General features: G+C 68.8%; 14 protein-coding genes. 10 read left to right on the top strand and 4 right to left on the bottom strand.

All coding sequences use genetic code 11. The features are described 5' to 3' along the window. Positions 1-35: 35 nt before the first annotated feature. Together trxA and FZP69_RS01740 are read right to left on the bottom strand one after the other, a co-directional pair. Positions 36-380, bottom strand: coding sequence for a thioredoxin (trxA, locus tag FZP69_RS01745; protein ID WP_152039672.1), 345 nt, complete (start codon positions 378-380; stop codon positions 36-38). An 86-nt stretch (positions 381-466) separates the two neighbouring features. After that, complete coding sequence (locus FZP69_RS01740; protein WP_152039671.1) at positions 467-1,201, bottom strand: type 1 glutamine amidotransferase; 735 nt, start codon at positions 1,199-1,201, stop codon at positions 467-469. 445 nt (positions 1,202-1,646) lie between these two features. Here FZP69_RS01740 and FZP69_RS01735 point away from each other — a divergent pair, with 445 nt between their 5' ends. From FZP69_RS01735 to FZP69_RS01695, 9 genes are all read left to right on the top strand, one after another. Next, positions 1,647-2,645 (top strand): alpha/beta fold hydrolase, encoded by a 999-nt coding sequence (locus tag FZP69_RS01735; RefSeq protein WP_192918419.1) that lies wholly within the window; start codon positions 1,647-1,649, stop codon positions 2,643-2,645. An 82-nt stretch (positions 2,646-2,727) separates the two neighbouring features. Continuing rightward, positions 2,728-4,839, top strand: coding sequence for a minichromosome maintenance protein MCM (locus FZP69_RS01730; RefSeq protein WP_152039669.1), 2,112 nt, complete (start codon positions 2,728-2,730; stop codon positions 4,837-4,839). Between the two features lie 66 nt (positions 4,840-4,905). Beyond that, positions 4,906-5,115: a TOBE domain-containing protein gene (locus FZP69_RS01725; RefSeq protein ID WP_152039668.1), complete on the top strand. Its 210-nt coding sequence runs from the start codon at positions 4,906-4,908 to the stop codon at positions 5,113-5,115. Between the two features lie 194 nt (positions 5,116-5,309). Then, complete coding sequence (locus tag FZP69_RS01720; protein ID WP_152039667.1) at positions 5,310-6,101, top strand: hypothetical protein; 792 nt, start codon at positions 5,310-5,312, stop codon at positions 6,099-6,101. 85 nt (positions 6,102-6,186) lie between these two features. Next, on the top strand, positions 6,187-6,468 hold the full coding sequence (locus FZP69_RS01715; protein WP_152039666.1) for a DUF7854 family protein: 282 nt from the start codon (positions 6,187-6,189) through the stop codon (positions 6,466-6,468). Positions 6,469-6,534: 66 nt separating this feature from the next. Further along, on the top strand, positions 6,535-6,873 hold the full coding sequence (locus tag FZP69_RS01710) for a DUF7855 family protein (protein ID WP_152039665.1): 339 nt from the start codon (positions 6,535-6,537) through the stop codon (positions 6,871-6,873). 89 nt (positions 6,874-6,962) lie between these two features. Continuing rightward, positions 6,963-7,793: a DUF7856 family protein gene (locus tag FZP69_RS01705; protein WP_152039664.1), complete on the top strand. Its 831-nt coding sequence runs from the start codon at positions 6,963-6,965 to the stop codon at positions 7,791-7,793. 59 nt (positions 7,794-7,852) lie between these two features. Beyond that, positions 7,853-8,971, top strand: a complete 1,119-nt coding sequence (locus FZP69_RS01700; protein WP_152039663.1) for a DUF7857 domain-containing protein — start codon at positions 7,853-7,855, stop codon at positions 8,969-8,971. Continuing rightward, positions 8,968-9,672, top strand: coding sequence for a MinD/ParA family ATP-binding protein (locus FZP69_RS01695; protein WP_152039662.1), 705 nt, complete (start codon positions 8,968-8,970; stop codon positions 9,670-9,672). Before FZP69_RS01700 ends, FZP69_RS01695 begins: the two co-directional genes overlap by 4 nt. A 229-nt stretch (positions 9,673-9,901) precedes the next feature. Here the strand turns inward: FZP69_RS01695 and FZP69_RS01690 are convergent, their stop codons facing one another. Further along, entirely contained in the window at positions 9,902-10,765 is an 864-nt protein-coding gene (locus tag FZP69_RS01690; protein WP_152039661.1) for a transcription initiation factor IIB, read from the bottom strand. A gap of 157 nt (positions 10,766-10,922) precedes the next feature. On the opposite strand from FZP69_RS01690, the gene FZP69_RS01685 reads away from it, so the two are divergent. Beyond that, complete coding sequence (locus FZP69_RS01685) at positions 10,923-11,438, top strand: DUF7858 family protein (protein WP_152039660.1); 516 nt, start codon at positions 10,923-10,925, stop codon at positions 11,436-11,438. A gap of 72 nt (positions 11,439-11,510) precedes the next feature. On the opposite strand, the gene FZP69_RS01680 is transcribed toward FZP69_RS01685, so the two are convergent. Further along, complete coding sequence (locus tag FZP69_RS01680; protein WP_152039659.1) at positions 11,511-12,248, bottom strand: ParA family protein; 738 nt, start codon at positions 12,246-12,248, stop codon at positions 11,511-11,513. Positions 12,249-12,376: the final 128 nt, after the last annotated feature.

Below are 12,376 nucleotides of genomic sequence, written 5' to 3'. Positions count from 1 at the left end.
GGCGGTCAGGAGGATCCGCCCGTTCGATCGATCGATCAGGCGGACAGCGACTCGACGACCGAGACGAGCGCGTCGCGGCCCTGGACGCCGACAGCGCGCTTTTTCGGCTCCCCGTCGCGGAAGAAGACGAGGTTCGGCACGCCCTGGACGCCGAACGCCGCGGCGAGTTCGCCGTGGGCGTCGACGTCGACTTTCACGACGGTCGCGTTCGTCTCGGCTGCGATCGCCTCCATCGCGGGTTCGAGCATCGTACAGGGACCGCACCAGTCGGCGTAGAAGTCGACGACTACGACGCCGTCCTGTCCGGTAAACTCCTCGAACTGGGCGACCGACTCGACGTGAATCGGGACGTCCGTGGCCCGTGATACTGCATCTGACATACACTGCCAGGTTGGTCGTCGACCGGCTTAATAGTTTTGTGTGTATTGTACATTATAGCGACAAATATACCGCCAGATACGTGAGCCTACCACCCGAGCGGAGCGGGTGTCCGCGCGGCGAACGCGAGGAAGTTCTCGAACACGCGGGTGGCGTCGGCTGTCGCCGCGTGGCGCTCGGGGGTGACGGTCTCTAGGACGGCGTCGACCGTCGCGTCGTCGAGCCACCCGCGCTTGTTCTCGGTCACCCACCGGGCGGTGTCGAGGTCGTACTCCGGGTGGAACTGCACGCCCCACGCGTTCTCGACGCGGAACGCCTGTAGCGCCCGATCCGTCTCCGCGAGGATCGACACGTCGCCGGGGAGTCGTGTCACCTCGTCGGCGTGCGTCTCGAAGGCGACGAACGACCCGTCCACGCCGTCGAACAGGGGGTCGTGCTCGGCCGCGGGGAGCAGTTCGATCGTCTCGTAGCCGAGTTCGTACGTCCCCATCGGGTCCACGTCACCCCCGATCGCCTGCGCGAGCAACTGGTGGCCCCAGCAGACGCCCAGCACCGGAAGCCCCGTCTCGACCGCCTCGCGGACCCACGCCTCGGTCTCCGCGATCCACGGCTCGTCGTCGTACACGGACGCCTGCGACCCCGAGACGACGACGGCGTCGAACCCGAACTCGTCCGCGTCGACGTGGGGTGGGAACTCACCTTCGCTCACCTTGTACGCTCGCACGTCGGCGTCGAGTTCGCGTCTGACGTTCCGTTCGGCGGGCGTCTCTCCCACCGAGGCGTCCAGAAACGCGATCTCGACCGGTTCAGTAAAATTGTTCATATTGTACAATAAACACACTACAACAAGTATCCAGCGGTGGTGTGACGGCCGTGCCCGACCGCCGAGAACGGATCTCGCGGGAGTGTCGTCGACGTCGACGACCCTGGCAGGGTGATCGGCCATGACGACGATGTCGGTGTCGGTCTCGGGGACGTCGCCGGGTGTCGATGCCCGCTCCCGAGTCGACCTCCTCTGTTCCACCCCGGCATTCGGCCCCGCCACGAGACGAGGACGGTATCCACGAGAGAGGACGTATGCGTCTCTCCGCCCGCACCAGTGTGTCGAGAGTACAGAGGGGTGTCCACGCGCCGCGGACGGCTCGTCTGGAGCACCACGGGGTCGCTGCCGGCACTCTCGGTACCCGGAGCGTGGGGTACCCGCCGAACGGACGGAATCGTTATGCTGGTATGACACACAGTCACACAGGGTACGCAGGAGGGACGTCATGGGTCAGCACGTAGAGCGGTCGAACGGGGGCGGGCGGTACACCGCGGAATCGCTCGAACGGGGCAGCCGCCGAGTACGAGCCGCGGCCGCGGCCGAGAAACGGGTCTACGAGCACTACGGGCTCGAGCGAACGGAACACACGGTCGACGTTCCGGAGCTGGATCGACGTGTTCGGGCCGTAGAGACCGGCACGGAAACCGGGCCGCCGCTGGTCGCGATACAGGGTGGGATCGGCCACGGCGTCCTCTGGGCACCGCTCCTCCCCGAACTGATCGACTACCGGCTCCTCGTCGTGGACCGACCGGGTGGCGGGCTCAGCGACGGCATCGACTATCGCGCGTTCCCGCTGGAGACGGTCGCGGTCAGTTCGACACGAGCGCTCTTCGACCACTTCGACCTGGACGCGGCACCGATACTCGGGAACTCGATGGGCGGACTGTGGGCGCTCCGGTTCGCGCTCGCACACCCCGATCGCGTGTCGGCGATCGTCCTGCTGGGCTGTCCGGCGTTGTTCCCGGACACGAGCGCGCCGTTCCCGATGCGACTCATGTCGCTGCCGGTCCTCGGTGGCGTCCTCGTCGCCCGGCTGATGCAACCGGACGACGCGACCGACGCTCGGGAGGCGTGGCGCTTCCTGGGCCACCCGGACGAGACCGCCACGCGACTCCCTCGCGAGTTCGACGAGGCCGTGTTCCGGATGGAGACGCTCCCGACAGCCCACCGGTCGTGGACGAGCCTCCTCAGACGCGCGCTCCGGCTCCGTGGCGCGCGCCCCGAGGCGGCGTTCACGTCCGCCGACCTGCGGCGAATCCGTCCGCCCGTGTTGCTCCTCTGGGGTCGTGACGACCCGTTTGGGACCGTCGAACAGGGACGACGGGGTGCGGCGTACCTCCCGGACGCGGCGTTCCACGAGGTCGGCGTCGGTCACCTGCCCTGGCTCGACGACCCGGCGAGCTGTGGCGAATCCGTCCGGGAGTTCCTGACCGAACACGCGTAGTCTGCGCCGACGCCCGCTGACCCGATCCACTTCCGCCCCGGTTGCCAAGACTCTTTAGTCGAGTACGCACAATGGATGTGCGATGGCTCAGGCCCCGCAGAACGATGAACTCACGGACCGGTTCATCCAGTTCTATCGCAACTACTACCGCGACGCGATCGGGAAGCTCGCCCAGCGATTCCCCAACGAACAGCGCTCGCTGCACGTCGACTACGACGACCTCTCCACGTTCGACCACGACCTCGCGGACGACTACCTCGCCCGGCCCGACGAGTTCCAGCGATACGCCGAGGAGGCGCTTCGCCTCTACGACCTGCCGGCCGACGTGAGCCTCGGGCAAGCGCACGTCCGCCTCACGAACATCCCCGACACCATCGACATTCGGAACATCCGCGTCCACGACGACCACATCGGCAAACTGGTGTCGGTCCAGGGGATCGTCCGCAAGGCCACGGACGTCCGCCCGAAGATCACGGAGGCCGCCTTCGAGTGCCAGCGCTGCGGAACGATGACGTACATCCCCCAGCAGGACAGCGGGTTCCAGGAGCCGCACGAGTGTCAGGGCTGCGAGCGGCAGGGGCCGTTCAGGGTGAACTTCGACCAGAGCGAGTTCGTCGACTCCCAGAAGATCCGGGTCCAGGAGTCGCCGGAGGGGCTCAGGGGCGGAGAGACCCCCCAGAGCATCGACGTCAACCTCGAAGACGACGTCACGGGGAAGGTGACCGCGGGCGACCACGTCACGCTCAACGGCGTCCTCCACATCGAACAGCAGACCTCGAACAACGAGAAGACGCCCATCTTCGACCTCTACATGGACGGCGTCTCGATCACCGTCGAGGACGAGGAGTTCGAGGACATGGAGATCACGGAGGAGGACGTGCTCGAGATCCTCGAACTCTCGAACAGTCCGGACATCTACGAGAAGATGATCGGCTCGCTCGCCCCCTCCATCTACGGCTACGAGCAGGAGAAGCTCGCGATGATCCTCCAGCTCTTCTCGGGCGTGACCAAACGCCTGAAGGACGGCTCGCGGATCCGCGGCGACCTGCACATGCTCCTGATCGGGGACCCCGGCACGGGGAAGTCCCAACTCCTGTCATACGTTCGAAATATCGCGCCACGGTCGGTGTACACTTCCGGGAAAGGGTCGTCCTCGGCGGGGCTCACGGCCGCGGCGGTCAGGGACGACTTCGGCGACGGCCAGCAGTGGACGCTCGAGGCCGGCGCGCTCGTGCTCGCGGACAAGGGCATCGCCGCCGTCGACGAGCTGGACAAGATGCGCCCGGAGGATCGCTCGGCGATGCACGAGGCGCTCGAACAGCAGACGATCTCGGTCTCGAAGGCTGGCATCAACGCCACGCTCAAGTCCCGCTGTTCGCTGTTGGGTGCCGCGAACCCGAAGTACGGCCGGTTCGACCAGTTCGAGTCGATCGGCGAACAGATCGACCTCGAACCCGCGCTCATCTCCCGGTTCGACCTCATCTTCACGATCACCGACCAGCCCGACCCCGAGAAGGACGCCGATCTCGCCGATCACATCCTCCAGACGAACTACGCGGGCGAACTGCACACCCACCGGACGCACATGACGAACCCGGACTTCTCACAGGAGCAGGTCGACGCCGCCAGCGAGGACGTCGAACCGGTGATCGACGCCGAACTCCTGCGGAAGTACATCGCCCACGCCCGACGCAACTGCTTCCCGACGATGACCGACGAGGCACGCGCCGCCATCCGCGAGTTCTACGTCGACCTCCGGGCGCGGGGCTCGGAGGAAGGCGACCCCGTCCCCGTGACGGCCCGGAAACTCGAGGCGCTCGTCCGCCTCGCGGAGGCCTCCGCGCGCGTCCGCCACTCCGACACCGTCGAGGCCGAGGACGCCGAACGCGTCATCGGCATCGTCCGCTCCTGTCTGGAGGCCATCGGCGTCGATCCCGAGACCGGCGAGTTCGACGCGGACATTATCGAGACGGGACGGTCGAAGACCCAGCGCGACCGGATCAAGAGCATCAGGGGCCTCATCTCGGACCTCCAAGAGGAGTACGAAGACGGCGCTCCGATCGACGAGGTGCTCGACCAGGCCGAGATGGAACTCGACCTCGACCGGTCGAAGGCCGAGAGCGAGATCGAGAAACTCCGCCGCAAGGGCGAGGTGTACGAGCCCCGGCAAGGGCACCTGCGGACGACGGGGTAGAGGCCCAGTCCGCGTGCGACGACCTGTCGCGTCATCGTTATCTCCGTGGACGGTCTCCCCGAGCGTATGAGTCTCAGCGCTCGCAACCGGCTCTCCGGCACCGTACAACACGTCGAAACCAGTGGGCTGATGGCCGAAGTCGTCGTCGAACTCGACGGCGGCGAGACGGTCACCGCGGTCATCACCAGCGGGTCGGCCGACCGGCTCGGTCTCGAGGCCGGCAGCGCGGTCGACGCGGTGATCAAGGCGACCGAAGTGATGATCGACGCGGACTGAGCGACGTCGTCCGTCGCCGCCCCCGACCGTCGTGTGGCCCGCACTCGTGACTCCTCGATCGCTACCGGCAGAGAAGCGTTCGAAACCGACCGATGGAACGTTCTGAGTCGGGTGCTCGGCCAGGTGGACGGAAATCCGCGGTCGACGGCCGTGGCTCGCGGCAACGTTTATCTGATTTTGTAACGATCAAATGTGTGTCATCGAAGCGTAAGTACCCACTCCGCAGGTACGTCGTCTACTACTCACTGATACCGGGACTGCTCCTGTTCGACTGGGCCGTGTTCAGGTACGTGCTCGGAATGGACTACGTCGCGTGGTATCTCGCGAACGGCGCGCTCATCGCGATCGGAACGGCGTTCGTCAGCAAGGCCTGGAGCTCCGTCGAACAGCTCAGTCTACCGCTCGTGTCGGCCGATCCGGTCAGTTACTTCGGCGGGTGTGCGGACGCGCTCGCGATGCACATGTACGCGTTCAGCGCGGCGGAGCTGGCCAGGAAGCCGACCGACTCGTGGTGGGAGGCGCACCTCGACCGCGTCGCACGCCCGCTCGATTCCCTGCTAAAGAGCGTCTGGATACTGATCCTGACTGCGATCATCCTCGGGTGGTTCCTGTTCGTCGCGCCGGCGAACTACCTCGTCACCCTCGTCGCGGGAGCGCCCGCCCGTGCACGCCTCCGCAGCCCGGACCACGGGGTCGTCGGTGTCATCGAACCGGCGAACGTCCGCCGGAGAGGCGAGACGTTTCCGAACTGGGAGGAGCTGGCCGTCACCGACATCGGGTCGAAACAGCTGTACGTCTACAACGTCGGAACGGCCGAGGAGAACGCCCCGGAGTGGGCGAAGATGAACGTCCCGACGTACGAGGAACGCCAGCAGCTGAAGCGGATGGAAGGCGACTTCCACGACTTCACGTTCGCACGGGACCCGTTCGCGACCACGCAGGCACTCGCCGGCCTCGTGGTGTTCGTCGCCGGTGCACTCGTATAAACAGATACCGTGGAGACCACCGCCCGCAACGGTCGCGGACGGGAACGAAACTGAGCTATTTATTTCTCCCCGACCACGTCGTGGCATGGACCGCATCTCCGCCCTCCGGAACGTCGAGGACGCCCTGCGGGCGTTCGAGCGGGGCGAGGCCGACCTGGCGACGACCGAACGGGAGGTCGTGAACGTCCTCCGGACGTACGCGACCGACTTCGAGGACGAGGAGCTGGCCGCCTACCGCGCCAGCGGCGAGGACCGCGTCGACGGCCTGGTGGTCGTCGCCGCCTCTCCCGACGAGGCCGAAGCGCGGATCCGCGACCTGCTCGACGACGAGAGCGTGGTCGTCGCCGGCGTCGACCGACTCGGCTGAGCGCCAGATATCGAGACTGAGAGCCACGGCGGGGGAGTTTTGTCCCGCTCCGGACGTTCCCGTGCTGTGCTGCTCGTGGTGACCCACTCGCGCGCGGCGCGGACCTCGCTCCGCAACGCCTGCCGGACGCACGACGAGACGGTCGTCAGGCGGTTCGGCCGCGCCGCGCTCTTCGACGACACCCACCACGGTGCGTTCCTCGCGCTCCGCCTGGTCGAGAAACACGGCGCCGACGTCCACGTGGAGGTGACCCGCCCTCTCAACGAGTTCGTCGACGTGCCCGAACCGATCCGGGACGCGGTGACAGCGTACGAGGCGCGCGAGTCGCCGAGTACGCCCTACTCCGCGTTCGCCCGCGGAACGGACCACCCGTCACCGTCGGTGCTCCGCGAGCGTGAGCTGTGAGCTTCGTTCCGACCCGCGTCCCGGCACCACCGCGTCGCCCCGGGACGGTCGTGGTCACCGTCGACGGGGTCCGGTTCCGAGGACGGGCGGTGGATCTCCGTGACATGGACGTCGCGACCAAACGACTCGTCGATGCGGTCCGCGAGGCGGCGACCCCCGGTCCAGTTTCCGTCCCGCGACCGGCGGTTCGCGTCGACTGCGGTACCGGCGGTATGGTCCACGGACACGTCTGTCGGATCCCGCCGCAGTCGTTCGACCTCTACGACGCGCTCGTCGCCGTCGCCCGGTCCCGCGGCGTCGTCGTGCCGGCGGTACGTCGGCTCGAACGGGCACGCGCGAAATTCGCCGAGGTGTCGGCGGCGACGGCCGACGTCGACCGCGCGGCGGCGAAACGCCGCGTCGCCGACGCGGGGGCGGCGGAACGGCGACTCGACGAACGGGTCGCGACCCTCCGCGGACGGCTGGAGGCGCTCCGAGAGGTGGGTGCGGACACGGCGGCCGTCGAGACCGAACTCGCCGAGGCCGTCCGGTCGCTCACGGAGGTCGAGACCGAACGGATCGCCGCCGAGCAACGACTCAGGCGGGCCGAACGCGCCGCTCGCGCCACCCGGGACGGACGGCAGCGGCGGCTCCGACTGGGCGATCGCGTCGACAACCTCCGGCGACGGATCCGACGCGACCTCGTCGCGTGTGTGTACGACGACTTCGCCGCCACCGTCGAGACGCTCCCCGGTGATGCCGATCCCGGAACGCGTCCCGCCGAGTACGCCGGCGACCGGACGACCGCCGCACTCGCCGTCGCGCGTCTCGCCCGGTTCGACGCCCCAGTCGTCCTCGCTGCCGAGCGGTTCGGATCGCCTGCCGAGGCGACCGCTCGACTCGGCGTACCGGTCGTCCGCGTATGCGGCGAGGGAGTCTGACCGGCCGGACCGAACGACCAACCCACTGGTTCATATAGGAAGCGGCGGCCACGACGCGCATGACGACGCCAGCATCGGAACGTGATCGAGCCCGGGCGCACGGGCGGGCACGAGCGAACGAAGCGGGGGGAGCGGCTCGAGCGTCGTCCCGGCGTGACCGGGGATCGACCACGACTACCGCGCTCGCAGTCGACTGGGACGTCTCTCACGTGGCGGCGACGACGCTCGTCACGGTTCGGGTCGAGAACACGACCGAGCGGCCGCGACGGGTTCGACTCGACAACCGGCTCGACGGACCGGTCGCGCCGCCCCGTCGTCACGGCGTCCCGGAAGCCGGGTGGGACGACGACGGGGTGACGCGGCTCCTTCCCGGTGCCGAGACGCTGTCGATCGGCTACGCCTGTCAGGCACCACCGGAGACGCCACCCGTCACCGTACACGACGAGCCGTCGGACGGCGGCGACGAGGCCGAGACCGCCACCGTCGAGCGGGCACTCCGGTCGCTCGGTGCGTTCGCACCCCCGCGGGCGGCGCTCCCCGACGACGGATCCGATCCACGCGAGAGGGTCACGGTCTCACCCGAGGGCGACGCCGGTGAGACGATCGACCGACAAGCCGACTCGACGGACGGCCCGATCGACGCAGGCGATCGGGTGGACGACTCCGTCGGGCGGCCGACTACGTCACGCGAGCGCCCGGTCGACGCTGGCGGACGTGTCGGTGGCACCGAACGCCGAATCGGTGACAGTGAACGACAGCGCGGCGACGAACGTCTCCTCGACTCCGACCGGGACGCGACCGGTTCCAGTGGACACTCGACCGATCCCGCGACAGGAGCCACGAGCCACGAGGGGACGTACGACGCACCGACCGGAGTCGTCGATGGTGCGACCGGCGTCGTCGACGCCGACGGTTCGTCGGCGACTGACGTCCCGGCGACCGTCGAAGCGTGGTTCGAGGCCGTGGAGGCTCGACTCGTCACGGCCGACCGACTCGGCGGTGACGTCCGCGAGGCGACGCCGGTTCTCGCGTCGCTCGGGGGACGGGCGGGCGTCGACACGCTCGCGTCGCGGCTCGACGGGGACGCGGCGGCGCTCCGGACCGTCGCCGCCCGTGCGACCACGCTCGCGGATCGGATCGACGAGACGGACGTACCGGACGTAGGGGCAGAAGAGTGATTCTCGCCGTCGCAGGCGGGAAGGGCGGCGTCGGGAAGTCGACGGTCGCGTACAACCTCGGTGCGACGCTCGACGCCCGTGGGGACGGTGTGTCACCGTCCGACACGTCCGCCCGTGTCGTGGTGGTCGACGCCGACCTCGGGATGGCCGACCTCCCGTTCGGACGGGGACCGGATCTGCACGACGTCCTCGCCGGGCGGGCCTGTCCCGTCGAGGCCGTCCGTGTGGGGCCAGTCCACGTCCTGCCGTGCGGCCGATCGCTCGCCGGCGCACGCGCGGCCGATCTCGCCCTGCTCGACGACGCGATGCGCGCGGTCGAACGGGAGTACGGTCACGTGATCGTCGACTGTCCGGCGGGGATGCGCGCCGACGCCGGCGTCCCGCTCGCGGTCGCCGACGCCGGTCTCCTGGTCGCCTCGCCCGATCGATTCGCGCTGGAAGACGCGGTCCGGACGCGCGAACTCGCCCGCGAACTCGACTGTGGACTGGTCGGAGTCGTGCTCAATCGAGCCGACTCGTCCGACGAGGTCGAGCCGTTCGAACGGGTCCTGGGAGCACCGGTCACGCCACTCCCGACGCATCCGGCGCTCGCGCGGTCGACCGAGACGGGACGACCGGTCGTCGTCTCCGCTCCGCGGAGCGCGGTCGCCGCCCGGTTCGAACGGCTGGCCGACGACGTGGTGGACGCGACACCGGCCTGACTGGCCGGAGGTCGCTCGCCCGTGGGTCGGTCGACTGCGGTGAGTCGCCGGTCGTGATCGTCGCTCGCCGGTCGTCGATCGCTGGCCGTGCCTGTCGGGAGGACGGTCGTAACCGCGGGCAGTCGATCGTCGGTCGCCAGTCGTCGGCGGTCCGTCGGAGAGAAGAACAGTCGAGCGTGGCTCCCGCGGTGGCACGGCTCGGGGGTCATCCGGTCACGACGGACGCGGTCTACTCGTCCCGGAGGTCGACGTAGGTGTTCCGGACGGTGACGGGCGTGACGCCGGCCACGTCGGCGGCGGTCGCCTGCGTCACGTCGCCATCGAGGTCGCGAGACGCCGTGTACAGGCAGGCCGCAGCGACGCCGCTCGGGTTCCGTCCCGACGCGACTCCCGACTCGGTACAGTCGGCAGCGTACTCTCTGGCACGGCGCTCGACGTCGGCGTCGACGTCGAGTCGGCTAGCGTACCGTGGAACGTACTCCACGGGAGCGATCGGGCCGGTGGGTAGCCCGAGTTCGCGGTTCAACGCGTCGTAGGCCGCTCGCAGCTCCGCCCGGTCGGCCCGCGCCTCCGCGACGACCTCGTCGACCGTCCGCGAGATCTGCTGGACGCGACACGACGCGTAGACGCACGCGGCCGCGAACCCCTCGAGCGACCGTCCCCGGACGATGTCCTCCGACTGCGCCGATCGGAAGAGCGTCGACGCCATCTCCCGGAGGTGTGTCGGGAGTCCGAGCCCGGACGTGATCGTCCGGATCTCGGTGAAGACGTACACCTGGTTCCGTTCGCGCTTGGTCGAGATCTGTGCCCGGTTGTGCTGGACGCGCATCCGAGCCAGTCGCCGCCGCTTCCGACCCTTGATCCGCGTCGATCGACCGATCTCGGTCGAGAGCCCTCTGTCGTGCCGCGATCGAGTCAGCGGCGCGCCGGTTCGCTCGCGCGACGGTCCTTCCGGGAAGGAGCGCCACTCCGGACCGTGGTCGATGTGGTCCGCCGCCACGACCAGGCCGCAGTCGCTGCACACGGTCTCGCTCGCGTCCGTGGTCAGACGTCCGTCGCATTCGGGACAGCCGGTCTGGGTTGCCGTACTCATATTCGAATATCGGTCGTGATCGGATATTTAAACACGTGAGAAAACCGAGTCTGAACCGCTTTGCGCGCCGTTTGTACGTACCGGTGACCGGTACGTTTTGTTTTCATATTCAATAATTTGGGAGAGGATTTATCACCGATGCCGCCAGATCAGGCGCATGGCTCTGTCGGATATCGCGGCCGGCATCGAGGTAACCACGGAACAGCACGACCGTGGCATCCCGACCGTCGACGGGACCGAGTCGGATCTCGAAGACCGGCTCGCGTCGCGAGCGGAGCTGCTTCCGTGCAGTCCGGCCGCCGCGGCGACGGTGCTCGAGGCGTACGCGCGCGGGACGAGCATCGGCACGGTCGCGCGTCGCGCGGACGTCGCGCCGATGACCGCCGCGAAGACGCTCCATCGCTGCGGTGAACCGGGGATCTCGCCGCTGGGTCCGACGGCACGGCGTGTCGTCCGCGACTGGCTCGCCGGCGAGATCTCCCGTGCCGACGCCGTCACGCTCACTGGCGCCGACGAGACGGAGTTCGCTCTCGCCGCGTACATCGAATCCCACGGTCCGGTCCCCGATCTCGTCGAGGCAGCCGAAGCGGCGCTCACACCACAGCGCGACGCGAGCGTCGCGAAACGTGAGGCGCTCGCGGAGACGATGACCGACGCGACCGACTTCGTCTGACCGCTCTGTCGCGTTCCACTGGACAGTGCTCGACGCTCCGACGGCTTCGGAGCCACGCCGGGTGTCCGAGCGTTACCGCCGACGGATCATCTCGCCGACGCCGCCGAGCAGTCCGTCCGACGCCACCGCGTCGCCGACGTCACGTTCGACGAGCAGCGCCGCGAGCGACGCCACCGAGCGTCCGTACCGCTCGTCCGTGAGACAGGCCGGAGCGGACGCCTCCGTCCCCGGGAGCACGACGTCGACGCCGGGTTCGTCGGCATCGCCACGCGTCACCACGTGGACGTCGGCCCCGGTTCCGACGTCGGCGAGCCGTTCGCGCAGGCGGGCGGTGGCGTCCCGGCCGCGGTCGCCGTCCGGTGCGACCAGTCCGACGCGCTCACAACCCGTGGCTGCGGCGACCGCCGGGTTCGACGCGAGCGGCGGGACGTCGACGAGGACGTGGTCGAACGCCGTCGCGGCTTCCTCGATCCGCGCCTCGAACCGCCGGGCCGACTCGACCGTCTTCGCGCGAGCCAGCCGCTCGAACGGGGCGTCGGCCGGACAGCAGGCGACACTGCCCGCTCCGCCCGTCTCGAACTCGACCAGCCCCGCCGACAGCGGCGTCTCCGGGCGGTCGGTGACGAGCGACGTCAGATCCGGATCGAGCCGTCCGGAGAGGTAGCCGCCGAGTCCCTGCGTCGCGTACGCCGCGTCGAGCACGGCCACGTCGGCCCCGTCGGCCGCGAGCACGACGGCGATCTCGAGCGTCGTTCGCGTCGTCCCCGCGCCGCCGGTCGCGCCGACGAGCGCCGCCGTCGTGTACGTCATGATCGACCTGTCGCGGCGCCGCTCAAAAGTGCTCGGGCGTGGCTCTCGTGAGTGATACCCCGGATCGCCTGCGCTCGATCGATCGACGCTCACGCGCACAACCGTGCGTGTTCTCCTGCCCGGACCCG

The sequence above is a fragment of the Salinigranum salinum genome (genome assembly GCF_009176545.1).
Classification (GTDB): domain Archaea; phylum Halobacteriota; class Halobacteria; order Halobacteriales; family Haloferacaceae; genus Salinigranum; species Salinigranum salinum.
Note: the sequence above shows the minus strand (reverse complement) of the source record. Positions and strands in the feature narration are given on the sequence as shown.

Coding starts and splice junctions, on each gene's coding strand:
- trxA (WP_152039672.1), bottom strand. CDS start 380: ATGTCAGATGCAGTATCACGGGCCACGGACGTCCCGATTCACGTCGAG.
- FZP69_RS01740 (WP_152039671.1), bottom strand. CDS start 1,201: ATGAACAATTTTACTGAACCGGTCGAGATCGCGTTTCTGGACGCCTCG.
- FZP69_RS01735 (WP_192918419.1), top strand. CDS start 1,647: ATGGGTCAGCACGTAGAGCGGTCGAACGGGGGCGGGCGGTACACCGCG.
- FZP69_RS01730 (WP_152039669.1), top strand. CDS start 2,728: ATGGCTCAGGCCCCGCAGAACGATGAACTCACGGACCGGTTCATCCAG.
- FZP69_RS01725 (WP_152039668.1), top strand. CDS start 4,906: ATGAGTCTCAGCGCTCGCAACCGGCTCTCCGGCACCGTACAACACGTC.
- FZP69_RS01715 (WP_152039666.1), top strand. CDS start 6,187: ATGGACCGCATCTCCGCCCTCCGGAACGTCGAGGACGCCCTGCGGGCG.
- FZP69_RS01700 (WP_152039663.1), top strand. CDS start 7,853: ATGACGACGCCAGCATCGGAACGTGATCGAGCCCGGGCGCACGGGCGG.
- FZP69_RS01690 (WP_152039661.1), bottom strand. CDS start 10,765: ATGAGTACGGCAACCCAGACCGGCTGTCCCGAATGCGACGGACGTCTG.
- FZP69_RS01685 (WP_152039660.1), top strand. CDS start 10,923: ATGGCTCTGTCGGATATCGCGGCCGGCATCGAGGTAACCACGGAACAG.
- FZP69_RS01680 (WP_152039659.1), bottom strand. CDS start 12,248: ATGACGTACACGACGGCGGCGCTCGTCGGCGCGACCGGCGGCGCGGGG.